The following is a 21,260-nucleotide window of genomic DNA, read 5'->3' as shown; positions in this document are numbered from 1 at the left end:
GATGCATAAAACGTTATTAGCTACACTCATTTCAGGCCTGTTATTTGCCTCGAGTTTGTACGCTGAAGAGACAGAATCCGACGCCAATATTGAAGTGATCAGTATTAAAGGAAGTCGTTTAGATAAAGCAGCGACTGCAACGGGATTACCTTTAACACTGAGAGATACACCACAGTCGGTTACGATTATAGATCAAGAGTTTATTCAGAGTTTTTCACTTAACAATGTCGCCGACTTAATGTTTTTAACACCGGGTATTTCGGCTCAAAAAATAGAAACTAATCGGTACTTTTTTAGTGCCCGCGGTAATCCTATCACTAACTTTCAATTTGATGGCGTGCCAGTTAACTACTCAAGTTTCTTTAATGATGCTTCGACCGATACCGTTATCTTCGATCGCGTTGAAGTGGTGCGGGGCGCAACGGGATTATTAACCGGAGCAGGTGAACCCTCTGCCGCCATCAACCTCATTCGTAAACGTCCAAAGTCATCACCTGGTGGTTATCTCAGTGCCAAACTAGGTTCATGGGACAGTTACCGTGTTGAAGGCGACAGTTCAGTCGACATAACAGATGATGGTGACGTTCAAGCGAGATTTGCAGCTGCCTATGAGAAATCTGACAGTTTTACCGATCTTGCTGAGGATGAAAACCTGCAAATATATGGCGTTGTTACTGCACGATTAAGTGACAGTACTTTATTCACTTTAGGAGCGGATTATAGTGACCGCGATCCTAAAGGCTCCACTTGGGGTGCGCTGCCACTCTTTTATGCCGATGGCAGTCTAGCCAATGACCTCCCCCGTTCAACGACCACTGCGGCATCTTGGTCCAGTTGGAAGCGTCATGGCACGAACGTTTTCTCTACTTTAGAACACAGCTTCGATAGTAATTGGGAGCTCAAACTCGACATTGAACATCGCGAAGACAAAATGGATGGCCACTTATTATTTTTGTATGGCGCCCCAGATAAAACCACAGGTTTGGGTATGAGTGCATCGCCCATGATCTACCAGTCAAGCCGTAAGCAGGATGCTGCGCGATTATTTGCTTCAGGTCCATTCGAATTATTTGGTCGAGAACATAAACTGACAACCGGCCTACTCTATTCAAAACAAGATATTAGCGCTGACTCTTATTACACCACAGATACCTTGAGCGTTGGTAACTTCTTCGAGTGGGATGGCTCGATTGCAGAACCAAACTACCCATCAACCCCCACTACTCAAGAGACTGAAGAGATCCAGAAAGGCGCCTATATCGCCACTCAACTCAGTCTGCATGATCAGCTGACTCTATTACTGGGGAGTCGTATTAGCCAATACAGAATCGACCCAGGGTATGAGCACAATGATGTCATCACCCCTTATGCGGGACTCGTGTATGACATCACTAACAGCGTCTCAATCTATACCAGTTACACCGAAATCTTTCAGCCCCAAGACGCAAAAGATGCCAATAATAAACGCCTAGATCCGACAACCGGCAATAATATTGAGCTTGGTAGTAAAGCTGATTTCTTCGACGAAAGACTCACCGCCAGTGTGGCAGTATTTAAAGTTCAAAAAGAAAATGTGGCAGAAAGAGATCCTAATTTTAAAGATCCACTTCCAGATGGCAGCTTTCCAATGCGCGCAGTGGATGGCACCAGCAACCGTGGTTTTGAAATGGAGTTAACCGGAAGGCCGACGGAAGATTGGGATCTGTACTTCAGTTACACCTACAGTGAGTCTGAAAAAGCCAATGGTGAAGCCTTTGGTACGCATTTGCCTAAAAACTTAGTACGATTATCTACGCTTTATCATTTTAATGGTGCTCTCGAAGATCTCACATTGGGTGGTAACTTAAGCTGGCAGAGCAAAATTTATGTAGAAAATGCAGGTCCTAACGGCGCAAGCTCTGAACAAGACAGTTACTTCATTGCCAACCTGATGGCGAGTTATCAAATTACTGACGATGCCATTGTCCGCTTGAATATTAGAAACGTGTTTGATGAAAAGTACTACTCCAGTATCGATTTCTACGATCAAGGGTTCTTCGGCGAGCCGAGAAATGTCGAACTTAGTCTGAGCTACAATTTCTGATCATCTTACTCACTAGGGATACCGCGCAGCGCTTTTATGCGCGGCATCCCTAAGGCAGCACTATCATGTGTTAAAACATCATCCGGTAAACGACAGAGGATTAAGCCTTTGGGCTCAGGGAGATATCCATTACAATGAAGTTCATTTTGAGTCCGTGAAACAGATATTCAGCCTATGCCTAAGTCTCATACCCACATGCACCAACATTTGCAGATGCCATATTCGCGGGTCGATCTTCACACGTTGGCGCATCAACTTGCCCTCAAGCAAGTGACCATTATTGGGAATGCTTCTGGCAATTGGCAGCCAGCGACTGCAGGTACGACATTTATCTTTAACGGCACGCAATGGCATGAGAAAAGTACTCAAAATAATCTGATAGTGAATATCGCTAACGGCGGTTTTGCTGAGTCAAAATATGCCTTTGTGGTACAAGGTCACCCGCAAAGTGATTTGCTTACCCAAGCGTTGACACAGGTTGCGATTGAATTAACGCCCAAACTTGGCTGTTGGCCTTCATCTGGCCTAACCACAATAATGCTGATGCAGCAGTTATCTCAGCATGTGCAAGTGCAAGTGCAAGTGCAGCGGATGTCGCTGTTTCCGAGTTTAGCAAGGCCCAATGATTTACCGCCTGAAGACCACTTACCTTGTATGGTGCATAACTGGTTAGGCGAACGGCGGATTGCGCAGACGCTCGCGCCCACACTTGACTGGCCGGAGTTCACCTTGCCAGCAGTTTGTTTAGCAAACTTAGCGGCAGTCAATAAAGCGCGTGGTTCCCAAACTTCAATGATGATGAAAACGGGCAATCCTTTTGATTTACTTGCGCGTTTACAAGAATCAACCCCATCGGCAGATATGCCACATTCCGCAAAAAACATACAACTCGATTGGTTGATTACGCTGGCTCATACGCCTATCGACGTTTGGCTAAAATATGCGGATTTAAAACAAGTTATCAATGCCGAAGCATTATTTTTTAATCACATGCCAGAATCAAAACCCAGCTATTGGTATTTAATGGATACTAAGGCGTCCCAATATCTCGATGCTATCCGCCACAGTTTGGCCTATTGCTGGCAAACACATTCGGCTAAGACAAGGACTGACTCACACCTCCTCTAATCATTAACAGTTAGACTTGCCAACCAAGCTTGTACTCGCATCACACTGCCATTTACCGTATTTTGACGTACTTTCAAAAGATTATAATCAGCCAAGCGGATGTTTACTCGATGCCATTCCTAGTGGCTCGAAGTAATTGATCAAAGCGTTAAAAATCACTTTTCGGTGGGCTTCATCGGGATAAGCGCCCTCCTTTGCCATTGCTGAAAAGCGTGTCCCAGACACTAAATACGGATTCGAAATCGCATCATAGGATTCAATACAGGCTTCAAATGCCCGCGCCATCATTTCAGTTGGCCGTGCGAAGTACTGCATGCCATGTTTTTTGTCTAAGGCAATCGCTCGGCGCACATAATCATGGGGCTCATCGCCATCACCACTCAAAAACGTTACCTTGAAGATCTCTGATAAGCGTGCATTCAGTGGATGTTCTATGACGGGCAGATCCGACAACCAAAGATCGCTCGCGCATTGAAACCGCTTAGACGAAGATTTGAAGGACTTAGCGGCAATATAGTGGTCAAACGCATGCCAAAATTCGTGGGCTAAAGCGCCAGCACCGGCATTTTTTGCCAAGGCCAATTCCCGAGTCGCGGGCGCATAATGGGCCTGAACGCCTTTTTGACCGCCATGACCAAAAGCCAGACTCACGGTTTCGCGCAGACCTAACGTCAAAGGTGGCAACTTTAAGATAAAGGCCAGATCGGCGAGCGAATCAAACACCAGATCCGCAGCAAGGCGCGATTCATCCCGCGTAACCCAGCGGCCAACACGTACATGACTAAAACCAAAGGTTTGTTTAACATCAAGAAATGTCACCTGCTCACCAAATCGGTAATCGGGTCCATGGCGGGTATATTGCTGATTGATTAACACAGTTTCCCTTGAGTACTAATGCACTGAATGTCGAATGCTTTGTTTAGCTGGGCTTGTGGCGAGGTAACATCACCTCGTCCCATATTACCGCACGATTCCGCCCGAGGGTTTTAGCGTGATAGAGTGCTTTATCGGCCTCGGCCACCAGCTTTTCAGCATCCGAGCGACACTGACTTCCGGTTCCCACGGGCAATCCAACCTGCTCCACATCTGCAATATCAGTAGTATTATCAATGCTATGGCAAATAATCACAGGGGTTAAGGCGCTGACGCCTGCTGAAAATTGATATTGAAAATCAGCCACGATTGCAGAAATGTCCTCATTGGCAAGGGATGACATCATACGCATTACGATTTTTTTAGCTGTATCAACCGTGGTTTCTGGCAGTAGCAGTGCAAACTCTTCACCGCCGAGGCGGCCAAAAATATCGTAGGGACGCGTTCGAGTGCTGATGAATTGGGTAAAATGTTGCAATATCTTGTCACCGACTTGATGGCCGTAGCGATCATTAACCAGTTTAAAATTATCGATATCCATCATCACTAGGCATAATGGCAACTGTAAGCGACCCAAGCGTTTGATTTCATGTTCTAACTGCTGAAAAAAGTGCCGCCGATTGGCAATCCCCGTTAACTCATCGGTGAGCGCGAGGCGATTTAATTCAGTCTGCGCATTCCTAAGGGCAAATTCGACCTGTTTTAACTGAGTGATATCCGTGCAAACAATCACCATATCGCCATTGTGATAAACCTGTTCCGAGAGTTGTAACCAGCAGCCATCCACCAGATCCACTTCAAAACGTCGAAAAGCCGATTTACGTTGATTGGTATGAATCAGTTCGAGCCATTCCTCTATGGTTTCATGCTCAATTTTCGGTCCCTGTTTATGGGTAAAGGCAAAGCGCATCATGTCGTCAAAATGCTTGCCGACCATGTCTTGATCAACAAAACCAAACATTTTCGCAAAGGTATTATTATAAAAGATAAAATAATTATGCTTGTCTAACACCGCTAGACCATTCTCGCTCAGCCGCAAAGCTTCCGTTAAAAATGGGTAAACCAATTCAAGGGGTTTCTTATCCATCGGCATTCCTAGCAGTGACACATTTAAATTAGAACTTAGGTATGTTTAGCGTAGCAGTGTTCTGAGCGGATCACAGCGCTTCTACCTTAGATTACACACTAACCGCAAAGGTATTTGCACCATTGCTGTGCAATTCGATGAAGTCAGCTAATGTGATTTCAAGATTACATTCAATGCATTGATGATTTACTCTTTTACCGCTAATTTGCTGAGAAAGACTTCGGCACTAAAAGGTTTCTGCATGAAATGCACCTCAGGAAACGACGCTAACTCGGGAATATCATCGCAGTCATTCGCGGAGAGCAAAAAGAAACGACAGCGATGTTCAATAGGGCTATCACTCACCAAGTTTTGTAATACTTGCTGCATCTGCCTGACCAGTTGTAAACCGTTCATGTCTTGTAAACGATAATCCACAATGACAATCTGTGGCAAATGGTTAACCAACATCTTCAGTGCTTGCTCTGTATTATCAGTACTGAAGGTTTGAAAATGATAGTGCTCCAGCATGGCGCGACAAATTTCAAGATTAAACAGATTGTCATCTATGATCAGCACTTTTTGTTGATCATATTGAAGTGTTAATCGTTCTTTCACTGCGCTGAGCTGACAGGGGAAATGCAGTAACACTGTGGTACCTTTGCCCTTTTGACTGCGCAGCCTAAACCGACCGCCAATCTGCTCAAGCAATCGATTACACGTATAGAGCCCGAGTCCCATACCCGATGTCGCGGCAATAGGTGAGTTAGCGGCGTGCATAAAGGGATCGACTAAAGCGCGCTGCGCTTCCTTTGACATACCATCGCCAAAATCGCGGATCAGCACCCTAAGCACAGCGCGCTGATTTTTAGCATTCGCTTTAAGGTGTAAATCCATATAGCAATGCACTTCGCTACCCGTACTGTATTTGAACGCATTATTGATAATGTTGGTCATGAGTTGGAATAACTTAGTCCCATCGAGTTCGATAAACTTCGGCAAAGACTCACTTACTACAATGTGTAAACGTTTGCCGGAGGTTGCACTAAATGCACGATAATAGTCCTGAATATTGCCCACATACTCGTGTAAGTTCACCGAATGTAAATTCAGTTTTAACTGCCCAGCTTCTGCCTTACTGTAATTTAAGGTATTTTCGGCAACCGAATAGAGTAAGTTGGCAGACCAGGCCATTTTATCGACGATTTTATCCAGTTCCTCCGGTTGTGACAGGGCTTTTTTTAGCATGCGACTATAGCCAAGAATGGCATTGATTGGGGTGCGGATCTCATGATTAATGCTCGAAAGCACGGCTAATTTAGCGCGATTGTCGAGCTTAATTTGCTCCACAATTTGCTGATTTTTAGACTTAAAGTACAAAAGGAAGGACAACACTATGCCAAGGGCTGCAATCAGTAGGATGATCACGATAAGCTCGATAACTTCTTTTTGTGGCACTTGATATTGTACCTGTAAACTCACTCGGGTTTGATATTCAGGGATCGCTAAGGTTTGGCTATCAGAGTAATTAAATAATGAAAATAGGCCGCTGGCTAACTTAAGAGTGCAGGATGAGTTTTGCAGTAACGACTGCTCAAATGACTGTTCAAATTGATAGGTAATGCAAACGCCCTGCTCTTGTTCGATTCGCGCGAGTATCCGCTGATGAGAAACGGCATAAACGAGATAAGGCATATTAGGCTTATCAATGGCCACCACAGCCAAAGTGTAATTGGCAAGGCTCGCCTTAAGCTCCCCTTTAGGATCCTTGACTAGCTCAAACTGTTTAAGCTCAGTAGCCATCGTTTTATCTGAGATATAGGCCAGTTCAAGACTGGGGGTCAGCGTAAAAGCGACGGCAGATTTGATTTTAAGTAAATCCTTGGCAAAAATCTCAAACTCCTGTGACGTCACCTTACTCGACGCGTGGAAAAAAGATTTCAGCGCATCCAACATGATCTTATGTTGTAGGAACATATCCCGCGAGGAAGTAAAAACCGCCTGCGCTTTTTTATCGTAAATAGCGTCAAACTCATACAGCGAGTGGGACAAGGTTAGCCACAGCACTAATATTGTGACCCATAAGCCACTGAACATATTGATGCAAGCACTGTATTTAACGCTCATTGACGTAATCCATTACGACATTAAGCAAATCGTTTAGCTGATGTTTAAACTGTTCTTGATCGCAAGAATTAGCCATAGGCACGGTATTCTTAAGCTGCAAATAGCGAGCAATCCCCACGAATTGATGTGTTAGGGCCTCGATACTGTCATTGGACTCACATTTTTCTAGCTCGAGTCGCATACGCTGCAACTCTGCGATAAGTGTTGATCGCAGCCGCGATTGCTGTTCTTGGCTGTATTGCTCAAAAAATGTCGATAAGGCCAGTGTTAACTCATTATTAATTATTGACTTAGTATCCATGGGTTAGGCATTCCCTATTGTATTGCGCAATCCAATCAATAAGATAACGACCTTCAATTGGCGGGCTATATAAATAGCCTTGGGCAACATCACAGCCTAGTTCAGAGAGAATGGCTTCTATTGCACTTGTCTCAACGCCTTCAGCAACGACCTTTACGTGCATCTTCTGCGCAAGCGCTATGGTGGACTCCACAATGAGATAATGTTGGTGATTAATATCCATATCGGAGACAAAACTTTTATCAATTTTAATTTCTTTAAAGGGAATGGCATCGAGACGATCATAAGTGGAATAACTTTTACCGAAATCATCGAGGGAAATATCGATATTGTTGATGATCAGCCGTGCAATTGAGTTAAGCACTCTATCTTGATTGATGATCTCTTGCGATTCAGTGAGCTCTAAAATCAAATGGATGTGTTTATGCTCACGGCCACATTCGATGATGAATTCAATCAGTTCATCGCAGGTCAGATCGTCGGCGGTAATGTTAATCGACAGCGCAAACGCCGTCAGTAAAGGTTGACGCGACCAACATTGCAACGCCTGGGAAATGACCATCCGCGAGAACAGGCTATTCAGCCCCTGTTGATTAACCAGTGGCAAAAAAACGTCGGGATAAATATAGCCATTGGATTGATCGCAAAGCCGCGACAGCACTTCAAAACCCATGATTTCCTTGGTCTTGAGGTTGATCTTAGGTTGATAGCAGAGAATTAATTGTTCATCTTTAAGCAATTGCCGCACATTGATATTGGCCGCCCTGTTTTGCACCATCGATTGATGTTGATGCGCATGATGCCTATCCGTGGATGCTTCTAACAATGGCGTTAAAATATCATTCACGTTGATAGGCTTAGCAAATACCCCCAGCAAGTTGAGCCTCAGCACTGTGATGATATTGTCCACCAGCTCTAAAGTCCGTTTATCCGAGGAGCTGATCACCGCAATCGGAATTGCGGCAAAACGGGGCTCGGAGGCCAACATATTGATGACTGCGATTCCATCTCCTTGGTCCATCTTGAGATCTATGATGATCAAATCAAGCACCACTTCGATGTCAATAATCAGTTCTATGCCTTGATTACCATTACAGGCCTCATAGATCTGCACATTATCGTCAACCAAGAACTTATGGATATCGGCTTTCATGGTTTCTCGAATAAAGCGCTGATCATCTATGATGAGAATATTCATATAGGGGTCTCTAACTGCATGAAGAAAATGGGATCGATCGTTTGGGATTTTGATGAAGGAATGACGGAAAGCTTGAGTAGATTACGATTTGCCATCACCTCTGTGCGACTGGAAAAAAACGAATAGTTTTTTACCGGTTTGCAGCGACCTTCTATCGTTCTCACTTTGAAAATGGGTAACTTAAATTGCGTTAACTTTCGTTTTAATGACTCATCACAGATATTAAAACTTAAAAACTTGAGTGAGCGACTCGCAGCCAATTCATTGAGATAAACAGACATCATGTAGTTTTCAATATAGGGAGTCACACCAAAGGAGGAGAACACCATCAAGGTATCTGGTAAGGCTTGGCTGTTATGGTTAATCACCTCGAATAAGTCCACCTCATCATTCATAAATTCGAGGGCAATTTTGCCCTGAGTGCGACAAAACAGACTATGTCCGACTATCTGATCGCCCGAGCTAAACGCAACAACTAATGACAGACCATGGAAAAACGGTTGAGATAAGTTACGGCTCACAAAGGATAAACGCGGATTACTTTCATAAATCAAACTGAGTTGCAGTAACGCCATGAAGTTATGATGGTGGCTCTCGATAAATTCGACACGATAAGGCGTATTGCGGTAGTACGGATGGTCACTGCGTTCTATGTTGGACTCAAAAAGGTTAATCAGGGCTAAGCCTTCGTTGATAAACTTTTTATCCTCCCGATAAATATCAAAGAGTTCAGAGCCAAATATTTCAACAATTTCAGACTGTTTAGCAAGGGATGGGATGTTAACCCCTCGCTCCCAACGGCTAATCGTGATGGAATCTAAGGTATCGAACAGACAGCTTTTTTGCCTGAGCAAACCACATAAATCTTCTTGGGAAAGGTTATTCTCTGTGCGGGTGTGTTTTAAGAAATTGGAGAATGTCTGTGCACTTGTTTTGTTTTGATAGGAGATAGGTGTACAAATCATATCGCGTTCCATCTGTATTTTTTACTTTATCTAGCAGCTCCATATATGTCGTATGGTCGATGTCATCTATTGGCTCTGGATGTCTATATGTATAAGTAATCCAAATGCGCTTAAGTCCCTCGATGAAATAAAGTCCAGTGATATTTTCGTCACTCACCACTTAGTTGCTCCATTTCAGCTTAATGTTCACCACGTTTTTACAATAGGAAAGTGAGTATAAATGGCATTGTTTATCTGAGACCATGGCACAGTCAAAATAGCGACAATAAAAAAGTGTCTAGTCATTCATCCGGTAAAATCATTACCATAATCACTCGCCACTCACTCAGCGGAATCACAGTTCAGCCAGCATAACGCTTATGAGCCTTGCGCAATAACCATTAATGGTAAAATTGATTGGTTATGCGTTAAGTATTCAATTATGAACATATAATGCCGACAAATTTCTCACCTAACTTCACTTTTAAGGCATAAAAATTCACGCTTTGAATAAATAAAAACAAAAAATACGCTTGAAAATACAGGCAGGACATCTTGTTACTCGCTTATGACTTAAGCCAGCCAGCTGCGAAAATAGGTGGGTAATTGGCCCGTCCAGCGTTTAAAAGAACGCCTGAAATTACTGGCGTCGCTGAAGGACAGTGAATTGGCAATACTGTGGGCGTCCTGCGAAGGTGTTGCCAAAAAATACAGCGCTTTGATTAGACGGGTTTCATCGGCGAGTTGGCCAAAGCTTAAATCCATTTCAGCCAAGCGGCGCTTTAAGGTCGCTGGGCTCATCGATAGTTTTTCTGCCATATCTGGCAAACTTAAGTTATCCCGCATCAGCGACAAACGAATACCCGCCGCCAACCCGAGCCTATATTCACTGGCAAACAGTGCATAGCGTGGCGATTGAAAGTGACCTTGGCGCTGAATGACAGAATGAAAAGTAGAATGAGTCACAACGTGAGGTGCGGGTTGTGATTCAAAGCTGCTGACGATCTGCTGTGCATATAACAGAGGCTGCTGCATATAGGCTTTTGTCATCGAGACTCGGCACAGCGGCGCATCGAAACTGATATTGGTACCGAAGTACTTATAATATTGGGCGACATTCTGTGGCGTCTCGAAGGGGAAGCTCATGCTGCCACGCCAACTCTGCCCCATCAATTGCTTACAACTGGTGACCAATGACGACAGGCTTAACTCAATAAAAAATTGGGTATGCCGCTGCGTACCTAAATCAAGACTCAGTAAAAAATGCCACTCTTTATCGCCCTGCCAACGCCAACACTGTAACCAAGGTTGAGTGAGCCAATGATATTTATACCAAAATAGCCCAAGTTCATTGAGATCCCGCGCGCAAAACATCCCCGCGGTTAACGGGCCGCTTTGGGATGGCAACCATAATTGCCCGAGTAAAAAACTTAAGTCGCCACTTGGCCATAGTGATAGGCCATTATCCACCAGCCTGAGTAATTGCTTCGGGCTAATGACATGGCCAGGTTTTCGGATGTCAGCATTAAAAATCCCCGTACCGCGCAGCAATTTGTCGCAATTCAGTCCCCTTTGCTTAAATAAGCCGACAAGGCTCGCCACCAGCAGTTGGCTGTCGATACACTTATCTTGCCAAGTGGCCAGGGCTTTCATTTATCGCGGCTCATTAAAGGCGTTGATTGTCGATGTTTGCGGGTTTGATGGCTGACGATTTAACTTTTGCTGTGACATTTTTTCATTGAGCGATTTGAGTAGTACTTGCGTTTCGTCCTTTAGCGGTCGTTTTGCCTGTTCACTGCTCAGTTTACCCACAACCGCTTTAGGAGATGGCAGCGTCCACACCACTGAAACCTCGCAACCAAGCACAGTAACCCCATGTTGCAGCTGTTCTGCCATGGTACTCACCAAAGGCGCGATTGCACCTTTGAGCAAAATGATAAAGCGATCTCCGGCGTAACGACAGACCAAATCTTGGCTTCTTAGCTGGGTACTCAGCCACTGGGCAACATCGGATAACAGCCTATCGCCCTCTTCAGCACCCTGAAGTTGGTTATATTGATGAAAATAATCGATATCAAGCATGATAAGACCAAAGGGTTGCTGCTGCGCTAGTTGCTTCACTAAATGGTATTCAAAGGCTTTCGCATCGTTCAATAAGGTTAAGCCATCGGTTAGATGATGCTGGCGATAAAATTGCTCGCGGGTTTGTAACTGGCGATTTACTACGGTTTGCTCGTCGCGCCACAACCAAAGCCCGCAGGTTAAGATGAGTAGACCAATCGGGGTCGGCATTTTTTCAAACCAGTTATACACGGGCAGCGTTTTAACGATAAAAACTTCATCGAGTAAATCTAAATAACACCCTAAACAATAACTCGCCAGACCGACCACCAGTAAGTTGGTTACGCGCCCCGATGGGCGAGCCGAGACAATCACCATCAACCAGCACATGCTCAGCACGAACAATGCGCCCTCGGTGGCAATATCGAGCCAATCGACTTGAGGAATGGCTTTCGCAGGCGTGTTCTGCCACAGCAATAGCGGCACGATAAAGATGATCAACAGACTCAAGCCATACACACCGGCCAGTCGTAGCGATTTCACGGGATAATGCAAGGTTTCACCTTTTAATTTTGTTGTGCAAAACGGAGTGGGAATTCACCCTATAGGCACCGCAAGCTAACCCAGTTTTATGACAAAAAGGTGACGTACGGTTTAGCGTGATTGAGGCAAATTAGCTCAGCCACTTTGGGATTTTATGGCTATTTGTAGGACATAAAGATGGCAATACTTGCTCACCTTTGCCTAGTTCCCCTCTATAAATATCCACAACCAATTGTTTTAAAATACTTTTAAATCCATAGAGCCTCATTTTAATACACAAGCCCTTCTCCTGTGTTCTTGCTGCTAAGCCACTGTGATAAGCGTCTTTTTAGCTCACGCCCTCGCAAAAAGTGGCCGTTAATCGGCGTTTGAGGGCAAGTTTGCCCCGTTAAAAAAATCCCGTCACAAATCTGACATTAACCTCCCCTAACGTTGCCGCTATTGAATGATCCAAACGAGTTAAACCGAAAGCTTTAAATCCGTGGTGCCATATCGCAACTCATGTTGCAACGGCCGCGAAGCAATCACCATGTAACGAGCGTCGGTAACTGCCATCTGTAACTGGGCGTCACGAATGGGCATCACAGATAACACTCGAGTACCAACAAACTAATAGGAACTTAATATGCAATTTAGCACGCCGTTATCGGCTATCACCCTTGCCATTGTGGCCGCCGGATTCAGCGCTAATGTCCTCGCCGTGGGCAAACTCGAAGGTCAGGTTCGTGACAAAAATAGCCAGCAACCCTTAGCTGGCGCGAGTGTCACTATCAAAGAGCTTAATCTGAGCCAACAGGCTGGCCGTGATGGTCGCTACTTCTTTGTCGGCATTAATGACGGCGATTACACTCTGGTCGTCAATTACCTCGGCGCTATGCCGATGGAGCACAAGGTTCAGATTGCCGATAAGCAAACGACCCCGCTGGATGTCAGCCTAAGCAGCAAGGATGTTGAGCACATTATGGTGGTCGGCCAGCAAGGCGCCTTGAGCAAATCCATGAACCGTCAACGCGGTGCGGATAACGTGCTCAATGTGGTGAGCGCGGATGTACTGGGTAATTTCCCCGACAGTAACATCAGCGAATCACTGCAACGAGTACCTGGGCTTTCTATTGAACGCGACCAAGGCGAAGGCCGTTTTGTGCGGGTGCGCGGAATGGCGCCGGATTATAACTCTGTGTCGATGAACGGCACCCGTCTGCCATCCCCTGAAAGTGATCGCCGCGCCGTGGCGCTCGACGTTGTACCATCGGATTTATTGCAATCGGTTGAAGTCAGCAAGACCCTAACCCCAGATATGGATGCCGATGCGTTGGGCGGCGCGATTGAAGTCAAAAGCCTATCAGCGTTCGATCGAGAAGATACTTACGTTAACCTGAGCGCGGAAGCCAGCCAAGATTCTCTGACCGACAATACTAATCCCAAACTTGCCGCCAGCTACAGCGATGTCATTGGCGAAAAGTTAGGTATCGCCATAGGGGCTAGTTGGTATAACCGCGACTTTGGCTCGGATAACGTCGAAACTGGCGGCAACTGGGATTTCACCGATGACACAGGTTACGGCAAAGCAGCGCTTGAGTCTGTCGATCAACGTGACTATGAAATCAATCGTGAGCGTTTAGGCATAGGCGTGAACTTTGATTATCGCCCGAGCGATGATACAGATTTATACCTGCGCACGCTTTACAGTGAGTTTGACGACACCGAAACCCGCAATAGCGCCAAGACTAAGTGGAAATCGCCGCTGCAAGCGGGCGAGCTGAGCCAAGGCAAAACGACTCGTTCACTGAAGTCCCGTACCGAAAACCAAAACATCACCTCCTATGTCCTTGGCGGTGAAACTCGCTTTGAGCGCTGGACCCTCGATTATCAAGCAAGTCACAGTACGGCTCGCGCCGACAAACCACGGGATATTGCTGGCGCGGATTTTGTCGCCAAAATCGATGACACCGGTTTTAGCGACAGTCAGCAGCCGCAGATCATAGCGCCCGAAAGCTATTATCAAACCGACAATTTTGAGCTGGACGAAATCGAGTTAGCCGAGTCGAAAGCCAAAGACACCATTAACAGCGCCCAATTTGACCTCAGCCGCCAACTGAGTCTGGGTGACTATCCTGCCGAAGTGAAAACGGGGGTAAAACTCAGCCGCCGCGATAAAACCAATCGTGAAGAAGTGTGGATTTACAGTGACTTTGCCGACCAAGGCATTAGCGATGATGCCCTGTTACTGAGCCAATACTCAGGTAATGAAGTGGATTACAGTCTCGGTCGCTTTGGCACGGGTATTAACGCTTCACCCGTGTGGGATTTAGTGGACAGCTTAGATGCCAACAGTAACCGAGATGAAATCGAATCGACCATCAACGACTTTGATATTACTGAAGATGTTAACGCCGCATATCTTATGGGTCACCTAGATATCGGTAAACTGCGGATACTCACAGGGCTAAGGTTCGAGCAAAACAAATGGGACTCCCAAGGCCACGGTTTTGATGGTGTCAGCGGCGAGTTTATCGATATTAATAACACCAGCGATGAAGACCACTGGCTGCCCGGCTTGCATCTCACCTACCGTTATTCTGACAATACCGTGCTGCGCGGCGCGTGGACCAACACTTTAGTGCGTCCGACGTTTGGTCAATTAGCGCCAGGTTATTTGCGCGAAGAAGATGACGGCGATATCGATTTAACTTTCGGTAATCCCCATCTTAAGTCGCTCGAATCTATGAATGTCGATCTGAGCCTCGAGCACTACTTTGGCAATATTGGGCTCGTGTCGGCGGGATTGTTCTACAAAGACATTGATAACTTTATCTATAAGGCAGACTTAGCCGGACGGGGCGATTATGTCGATGCCCATAGCGCAGTGACTTACATTAATGGCGACAGTGCCCACATTTCTGGGATTGAGCTCAGTTATGTGCAGGAATTTTACTTTCTGCCTGAGCCCTTTAACGGACTCGTGCTCAATTCTAACCTAACCTACACAGATTCCGCCGCCAGCATCAGTTGGTTGGATGACGGCGCAGAGCACAGCCGTGATATTCCGATGCCAAGTCAGTCGGATATCACCGCGAACCTGTCATTAGGTTATGAGAACACTTACGCCAGCGTGTGGTTATCGGCCGCCTATAAATCGGAATACTTGCAAGAAGTGTCTGAAATCGATGACTCGCGTCTCGATCTCTATGAAGACAGCCACTTGCAATGGGATTTTGTGGCAAAGGCGCATATTACCACCAGCCTGACCTTGTATTTCAAAGGCGTGAATCTCACCGATGAGCCCTATTACAGCTACGCCGGTAACAGTGCCTATAACGCCCAGTACGAAGCCTATGGCCGCACTTTCCAATTAGGCGTGCAATACACTAACTATTAACACGCTCATCGGCACTTAGGTTATTAACAAGCTTGAGAGTAGACTTTTTTGGCTAAAAATGGGCTGAGAAATGTACTGCGAAGTTTGCTAAGAAGTGTCGATGATAAATTTAATACAAAGTTTAAATAAAACAGAATACTAGCGAATAACATTATGAACAAAACTCTACTATCATCCGCCGTATTGCTCGGCCTTATCGCCAGTCATACGCCCTTGACTGCCATGGCAAACACCATCAGCGTCGCTGTTCAAACCATAGCGGGCCATAAGGGCAGCCAAGCACAGCCACTCATCTTTAATCAGGACAAACAACGCGATAACACTCTGTCTCACTGGCTTTTTGCCAGCGAACAGCAAGGGCTGATGTTACAAACCATCTCGATGACACAAACGCAGCTAGGCATGCAAACGACCGCACAAGCGCCCTTGCCTACTGCGCGTTTACTGGTGCAAGGTGACTTTGAATTACTCGCCTTTAGCGATCCCTATGCATTAACGCTCGATCGCAAAGCCGACCGCGTGCGACCTATTATGCTGAAAGAAATCAATGGCAAACCGACGACCAACATCTTGCCCTTGCTGCCCATGGGTCATTTCGAGATCAATTGGATCTGTATTCAGCCCCGCACTCAGGATGGCAATGTCTACGCGTGGTTTGGCGGTGAAAGTGGTAAGAGCGAGCAGTGGCTATTGGGTAATGCCGCGCATTTCTCACCTAAGCTAATGCGCAGCCAATCGATTCCGGTTAATAGCACGGATTGCGCTATCGACGGCGACACGCTTTATGTCAGTGAGCCCGAAGCCGGTGTATGGCAGTTTGATGCCAGCCCGTTTGCCGATACTAGCGCTAAGCTCATCGTCCCCGCGCTCGATAATCACATCACCGGCTTAAACCATCTGAACGGTCAATTGCTGCTCAGTGATAAAAGCGGCCAGGTGATGGACGGCAAAGGCACTCAAATACTGAGTTTTAGCGCGCCATCGACAAAAACCAACGATAAAAACGAGGTAAAAGCGATAACCAAGGCGCAGCGCTTAAGCCTTGCTGTAAACGCGAACACATCAGCCCAAGCAAAAACTGCGACGTTTGCTATCTATGATGATAAAAACGACCGCTATCTTTTTGCTGAGCAAACCTTGTCACCAGCTTTACCACAAGCATTGACACAAGTGTCACCCCAAAAGTTACTCGCCACATCGTTGCCGAGCGCAAACACAGCCGCCGATGCACAAGCGTGGCCAACAACAATTGCGGAAAATATTGTAGAAATCCCCGCTTGGGTTGAGAGCGCACCATCCGATAGACCGGGCGATACCATGGACGATCCCGCCATTTGGGTACATCCCACTGAACCCGAAAAAAGCCTTGTGCTTGGCACCAACAAACGTTGGGGGTTATTGAGTTTTAATATGCGTGGCGAGCAAGTTCAAGCCCTGCCATCAGGCAGGATCAATAACGTCGATTTGCGCCAACAGGTACAACTGGGCGGAAAAATGCGCGATATCGCGGTCGCAACCCAGCGTGAACACGACAGTCTCGCATTTTATGAAATCGATGCCACAGGCAAGATCACTGAATACCCTAATCAGGCGACCAACATGACGGATATTTACGGCATGTGTCTGTATCAAGATGAACAAACCTTATACGTGTTCGCTAATGAAAAGTCCGGCCGCATCGCCCAATATAGTGTCGACTGGCAGCAAAATGGCCCCAGTATCACACTAGTGCGAGATATTCATACCCCAAGCCAAGTTGAAGGCTGTGTGGTCGATGAAGCGCAACATGCGCTGTTTATCGGTGAAGAAGACAAAGGCATTTGGCGCTTTGATGCCAAACCGAACGCCAGCACTGAGGGCAAACTGATCATCAAAGCCGGGGGAGATTTAGTCGCCGATGTGGAAGGAATTTCACTCTACCAAGGTGCGAACATTCACGGTAAAAAACAAGATTTGCTGGTGGTCTCCAGTCAAGGCAATAACAGTTATCTGCTTTATCAAGCAAGCGCGCCTTACGCACAGGTGGGACGTTTCCGTATTGGCGTGAACTTGAACGGGATGGAAAACGGCCGCGAAACCAGCATCGACGGCAGCGCCGAAACCGATGGGCTAGCCGTCACGCATTTGCCCGTTGGTAGTGGAGTTTGGCAACAGGGAATGCTGGTGGTACAGGACGGTCACAACCACTTACCCGATGCCAACCAAGCGTTTAAATGGTTACCTTGGAGCAGCATAGCCAAACAACTCGACATGCAATAGGGCCAATTTGCTGCTTGAAATGCCACTGCGAATAATGCGTTATGCAAGTAGCTATTTGCACTTAGCGGAACGCGAACGAAAATTGAAGGGGGTAACTATTTATGCAGGGAATATGCAAATTCAAAATAATAACCCCCGATAATTTGCTAACCAGCATTCAATAAATTGAATTATTAATCAAAAAAAAGAGGTTAGCCGAGAACTACGGCTACCCTCTTTCGTTTTCACCCGCCTAAATCGTCTATCACACAGTTAAAACAATAACTTCATTCAGGGCGACTAACATCGAATTAACTGCGCTTAGTGCCCCACGGATCGTTATCATCCGTCGATGGGCCTGGTCCTGAACGCTCTGTCATTTTTGAATCGTTTCTTGAATCGTTTCTGGGTTCGCTTCGGCGCTGGGAGCTGCTATTCGATGAACCATAGCCTGAACCGGTTCCACGTCCACCCACAGGTTTTTTGCCTGCGCTTTTACCTGAGCCATATCCAGAGTTTGGACGGCGGTTGCCGGCTTCGTACTCGGCGCTGGCTTTGGACTGCATTTCAGCGATAGAGGCTAATGTCAGTTCCATCGGTTTACGCGGCGCGATACCTGAGGCAAAACCTCGTTCACGTGGCTTAAGATCAAACTGCTCACCGACGGCTTTAGGCATACGCTTAAATCGGTACAGGTAGAAGTTTTCCACTTTCTCCCGCGCCCACTCAGTCTTTTTGAGGAAAATGACACTGGCCTCAATCGTCGGGTTAGTGTTAAAGCAGCCTAGCTTTAATGCCGCGAATAAAATTTTCCAACCGTAAAAATCGACTAACTCAGTGATCATTGTCTCGAGTTTGAGGCCGTGTAATGGGTTGTTTTGTTGCTCTTGTATCATGGGAATTCCAAATTCAGCCCAATTGGCTGATTTTACTGTATTAGTTTACGGTATTGAGTTATCAAATTAGTTACTGAATTCGCGACTAAACGGGCTATGACAGCAATAACATTAGTTAATTAAGCCATTAAATCACTTAAGCAACTTAAGCCATCTAAGCGAATGATGGCACTCGCTCAGCTATTCGTTAAGTGACGGCACTAGCATGCAGCGTTATATGCTTGAATCGTTAATCTTATAGACCCAAAACTTGCATATAGAGCTGTTAACTATTTAGCCGCAAAATCTGCTTTTTCAGCAAAACTGCGGGAATAATAACGGTAAATAAGCTAAACGCCTCCTTTTATTTGCTCTGGCGGGGTTTGGCATCGGCTTTAGTGCGGGGAATACGCCGCAACTCAAGTCGCCATGAAGGCTTGAATCTACCATCGGCACCTATCATTAATAGAGAGCACTACATACTTAATAGATGTCACTTCATAGATAGGCATTTTATATAGAGACTTCATAGGTAGACGCTTAGATAAGAGATACTTAACAGACCTTCACTCAGTAGCAAGCTCAGACCTGTGCCAATTTTTGCCGATAAACCGCTAATGCCTTCGCTCATCCTCAAAATAAACGCAACTGAAACGGCTCGATTTATAGCTGCGCATCACATACTTGCTCGCATCTTTAGCCCTTAGTCTGTATACTCCGCGACCTTATTATCCCAACTTTAATGTTTTGGCTTAGAGTGGATGAAGCGCATGTTTCATTTTGAGGCTTGTTTGTCACAATCCCCGTTAGCAAATACCTAGGAAAGCTCCTTTGATCTCTACCGCGAACATCACGATGCAGTTTGGCCCTGAGCCATTGTTTGAAAACATTTCAGCGAAATTTGGCAATGGTCACCGCTATGGTTTGATCGGCGCGAATGGCTGTGGCAAATCGACCTTTATGAAGATCCTCAGCGGAGCTTTAGCGCCAACCTCTGGCAATGTGTCCATCACGCCCGGCTTAAAAGTCGGTACCCTAAGCCAAGATCAGTTCGCGTTTGAACAATACAGTGTGATCGATGCGGTGATCATGGGGGATGTTGCCCTGTGGAAAGTCAAACAGGAACGCGATGCAATTTACGCTAATCCGAATATGACTGAAGAAGATGGCATGCGCGTTGGCGATCTTGAAAGTGAATTTGCCGAAATGGATGGCTACAGCGCCGAAAGCCGCGCCGGTGAAATCCTGCTCGAAGCGGGTATTGAAGAATCTTTCCATTACGGCTTAATGCAACAAGTGGCACCGGGCTGGAAACTGCGAGTCCTGTTGGCACAAGCGCTATTTGCCAACCCAGATATTCTGCTGCTCGACGAACCAACCAACAACTTGGACATCCATACCATTAGCTGGTTAGAAGCCGAGTTGAACAAACGTAAATGCACCATGATCATTATTTCCCATGATAGGCATTTCTTGAATGCCGTCTGTACCCACATGGCCGATATCGATTACGGCGAACTGCGCATTTACCCAGGTAACTACGAATACTTCCTCGCCCAATCCTCTTTGATCCGCGAGCAATTATTGTCGGGCAACGCCAAGAAAAGTGCTGAAATCGAAGAACTGCAAGACTTCGTCAACCGCTTTGGTGCCAACGCTTCTAAAGCGAAACAAGCCAGCTCACGCGCTAAGAAGATGGATAAGATCAAACTCGATGATGTGAAATCATCTAGCCGTATCCACCCTTCTATTCGTTTCGATGCTGGCAAGAAAATGCATCGCCAAGCGCTGATCCTCGAAGATCTCGCCCACGGGTTTGATGGCGAACAGTTATTCCAAGGCGGCGACTTGATCCTCGAAGCCGGTGCAAAATTAGCGATTATCGGCGAGAACGGCGTGGGTAAAACCACCTTCCTACGCTGCTTAGTCAATGACTTAGAGCATAATAAAGGCGTGATCAAGTGGTCAGAAAACGCATCAATCGGCTACTGCCCGCAAGACAGCAGTGACGAATTTGATAATGACTACACGCTGATGGATTGGATGTCACAGTGGCGCCAACCCAAGCATAACGATCTGATGGTACGCGCCATGTTAGGCCGTCTGCTGTTCACCGAAGACGATGCTAACAAAAAAGCCCGAAATTGCTCAGGCGGAGAGAAAAACCGCTTGTTATTCGGCAAGTTAATGATGCAAGACATCAACGTGCTGATCATGGACGAACCGACTAACCACATGGACATGGAAGCCATCGAAGCGTTAAACAATGCGTTGAAAGATTTTGAAGGCACCTTGATATTTGTCAGTCATGACCGTGAGTTTGTATCGTCACTCGCTACACGTATCATTGATATTAAAGATAAAAAAATAATTAACTTCCAAGGTACCTTCGATGAGTACCTTTCAAGCCAAGCTGAAATGGAAGCGAGAAAAAGCGCATAGTA

Annotated in this window: 15 protein-coding genes; 5 read left to right on the top strand and 10 right to left on the bottom strand. The window is 46.1% G+C overall.

Annotated features, from left to right (window positions below):
- The first annotated feature begins 1 nt into the window (after window position 1).
- Entirely contained in the window at window positions 2-2,083 is a 2,082-nt protein-coding gene (locus OX890_RS12240; RefSeq protein ID WP_310473070.1) for a TonB-dependent siderophore receptor, read from the top strand.
- Window positions 2,084-2,257: 174 nt separating this feature from the next.
- The gene (locus OX890_RS12235) at window positions 2,258-3,211 is read left to right on the top strand and encodes a hypothetical protein (RefSeq protein ID WP_268649295.1); all 954 of its coding nucleotides are present in this window, start codon (window positions 2,258-2,260) and stop codon (window positions 3,209-3,211) included.
- An 87-nt stretch (window positions 3,212-3,298) separates the two neighbouring features.
- Here the strand turns inward: OX890_RS12235 and OX890_RS12230 are convergent, their stop codons facing one another.
- The 9 genes from OX890_RS12230 to OX890_RS12190 form a co-directional block, all read right to left on the bottom strand.
- Window positions 3,299-4,087, bottom strand: a complete 789-nt coding sequence (locus OX890_RS12230) for a CLCA_X family protein (RefSeq protein WP_268649294.1) — start codon at window positions 4,085-4,087, stop codon at window positions 3,299-3,301.
- A gap of 43 nt (window positions 4,088-4,130) precedes the next feature.
- Window positions 4,131-5,171, bottom strand: a complete 1,041-nt coding sequence (locus OX890_RS12225; protein WP_268649293.1) for a sensor domain-containing diguanylate cyclase — start codon at window positions 5,169-5,171, stop codon at window positions 4,131-4,133.
- A gap of 186 nt (window positions 5,172-5,357) precedes the next feature.
- Window positions 5,358-7,277, bottom strand: coding sequence for an ATP-binding response regulator (locus OX890_RS12220; protein WP_268649292.1), 1,920 nt, complete (start codon window positions 7,275-7,277; stop codon window positions 5,358-5,360).
- Complete coding sequence (locus OX890_RS12215; RefSeq protein WP_268649291.1) at window positions 7,267-7,578, bottom strand: hypothetical protein; 312 nt, start codon at window positions 7,576-7,578, stop codon at window positions 7,267-7,269. The genes OX890_RS12220 and OX890_RS12215 overlap by 11 nt, the downstream gene beginning before the upstream one ends.
- Window positions 7,568-8,776, bottom strand: coding sequence for an EAL domain-containing protein (locus OX890_RS12210; protein ID WP_268649290.1), 1,209 nt, complete (start codon window positions 8,774-8,776; stop codon window positions 7,568-7,570). The genes OX890_RS12215 and OX890_RS12210 overlap by 11 nt, the downstream gene beginning before the upstream one ends.
- Window positions 8,773-9,741: a helix-turn-helix transcriptional regulator gene (locus tag OX890_RS12205; protein ID WP_268649289.1), complete on the bottom strand. Its 969-nt coding sequence runs from the start codon at window positions 9,739-9,741 to the stop codon at window positions 8,773-8,775. Before OX890_RS12205 ends, OX890_RS12210 begins: the two co-directional genes overlap by 4 nt.
- A gap of 552 nt (window positions 9,742-10,293) precedes the next feature.
- Window positions 10,294-11,373, bottom strand: coding sequence for an AraC family transcriptional regulator (locus OX890_RS12200; RefSeq protein WP_268649288.1), 1,080 nt, complete (start codon window positions 11,371-11,373; stop codon window positions 10,294-10,296).
- The gene (locus OX890_RS12195) at window positions 11,374-12,324 is read right to left on the bottom strand and encodes a GGDEF domain-containing protein (protein ID WP_268649287.1); all 951 of its coding nucleotides are present in this window, start codon (window positions 12,322-12,324) and stop codon (window positions 11,374-11,376) included.
- Window positions 12,325-12,783: 459 nt separating this feature from the next.
- Window positions 12,784-12,918: a hypothetical protein gene (locus tag OX890_RS12190; protein ID WP_268649286.1), complete on the bottom strand. Its 135-nt coding sequence runs from the start codon at window positions 12,916-12,918 to the stop codon at window positions 12,784-12,786.
- 31 nt (window positions 12,919-12,949) lie between these two features.
- On the opposite strand from OX890_RS12190, the gene OX890_RS12185 reads away from it, so the two are divergent.
- A complete protein-coding gene (locus OX890_RS12185; protein ID WP_268649285.1) occupies window positions 12,950-15,703 on the top strand; it encodes a TonB-dependent receptor in 2,754 nt (917 codons plus the stop codon).
- Window positions 15,704-15,856: 153 nt separating this feature from the next.
- Window positions 15,857-17,962: a phytase gene (locus tag OX890_RS12180; RefSeq protein WP_268649284.1), complete on the top strand. Its 2,106-nt coding sequence runs from the start codon at window positions 15,857-15,859 to the stop codon at window positions 17,960-17,962.
- A gap of 290 nt (window positions 17,963-18,252) precedes the next feature.
- On the opposite strand, the gene OX890_RS12175 is transcribed toward OX890_RS12180, so the two are convergent.
- Window positions 18,253-18,837, bottom strand: coding sequence for a VF530 family DNA-binding protein (locus OX890_RS12175; protein ID WP_268649283.1), 585 nt, complete (start codon window positions 18,835-18,837; stop codon window positions 18,253-18,255).
- An 810-nt stretch (window positions 18,838-19,647) separates the two neighbouring features.
- Here OX890_RS12175 and OX890_RS12170 point away from each other — a divergent pair.
- Complete coding sequence (locus OX890_RS12170) at window positions 19,648-21,258, top strand: ABC-F family ATPase (RefSeq protein WP_006081677.1); 1,611 nt, start codon at window positions 19,648-19,650, stop codon at window positions 21,256-21,258.
- Window positions 21,259-21,260: the final 2 nt, after the last annotated feature.

It is taken from the genome of Shewanella sp. DAU305, assembly GCF_026802235.1.
GTDB classification, from domain to species: Bacteria; Pseudomonadota; Gammaproteobacteria; order Enterobacterales; family Shewanellaceae; genus Shewanella; species Shewanella baltica.
This window is presented reverse-complemented; position numbering and strand designations above follow the sequence as displayed.

Excerpts from the sequence above, each read along its gene's own strand:
- OX890_RS12225 (WP_268649293.1), bottom strand. The coding sequence starts at position 5,171 with ATGGATAAGAAACCCCTTGAATTGGTTTACCCATTTTTAACGGAAGCT.
- OX890_RS12215 (WP_268649291.1), bottom strand. The coding sequence starts at position 7,578 with ATGGATACTAAGTCAATAATTAATAATGAGTTAACACTGGCCTTATCG.
- OX890_RS12210 (WP_268649290.1), bottom strand. The coding sequence starts at position 8,776 with ATGAATATTCTCATCATAGATGATCAGCGCTTTATTCGAGAAACCATG.
- OX890_RS12235 (WP_268649295.1), top strand. The coding sequence starts at position 2,258 with ATGCCTAAGTCTCATACCCACATGCACCAACATTTGCAGATGCCATAT.
- OX890_RS12185 (WP_268649285.1), top strand. The coding sequence starts at position 12,950 with ATGCAATTTAGCACGCCGTTATCGGCTATCACCCTTGCCATTGTGGCC.
- OX890_RS12240 (WP_310473070.1), top strand. The coding sequence starts at position 2 with ATGCATAAAACGTTATTAGCTACACTCATTTCAGGCCTGTTATTTGCC.
- OX890_RS12175 (WP_268649283.1), bottom strand. The coding sequence starts at position 18,837 with ATGATACAAGAGCAACAAAACAACCCATTACACGGCCTCAAACTCGAG.
- OX890_RS12220 (WP_268649292.1), bottom strand. The coding sequence starts at position 7,277 with ATGAGCGTTAAATACAGTGCTTGCATCAATATGTTCAGTGGCTTATGG.
- OX890_RS12180 (WP_268649284.1), top strand. The coding sequence starts at position 15,857 with ATGAACAAAACTCTACTATCATCCGCCGTATTGCTCGGCCTTATCGCC.
- OX890_RS12205 (WP_268649289.1), bottom strand. The coding sequence starts at position 9,741 with ATGATTTGTACACCTATCTCCTATCAAAACAAAACAAGTGCACAGACA.
- OX890_RS12200 (WP_268649288.1), bottom strand. The coding sequence starts at position 11,373 with ATGAAAGCCCTGGCCACTTGGCAAGATAAGTGTATCGACAGCCAACTG.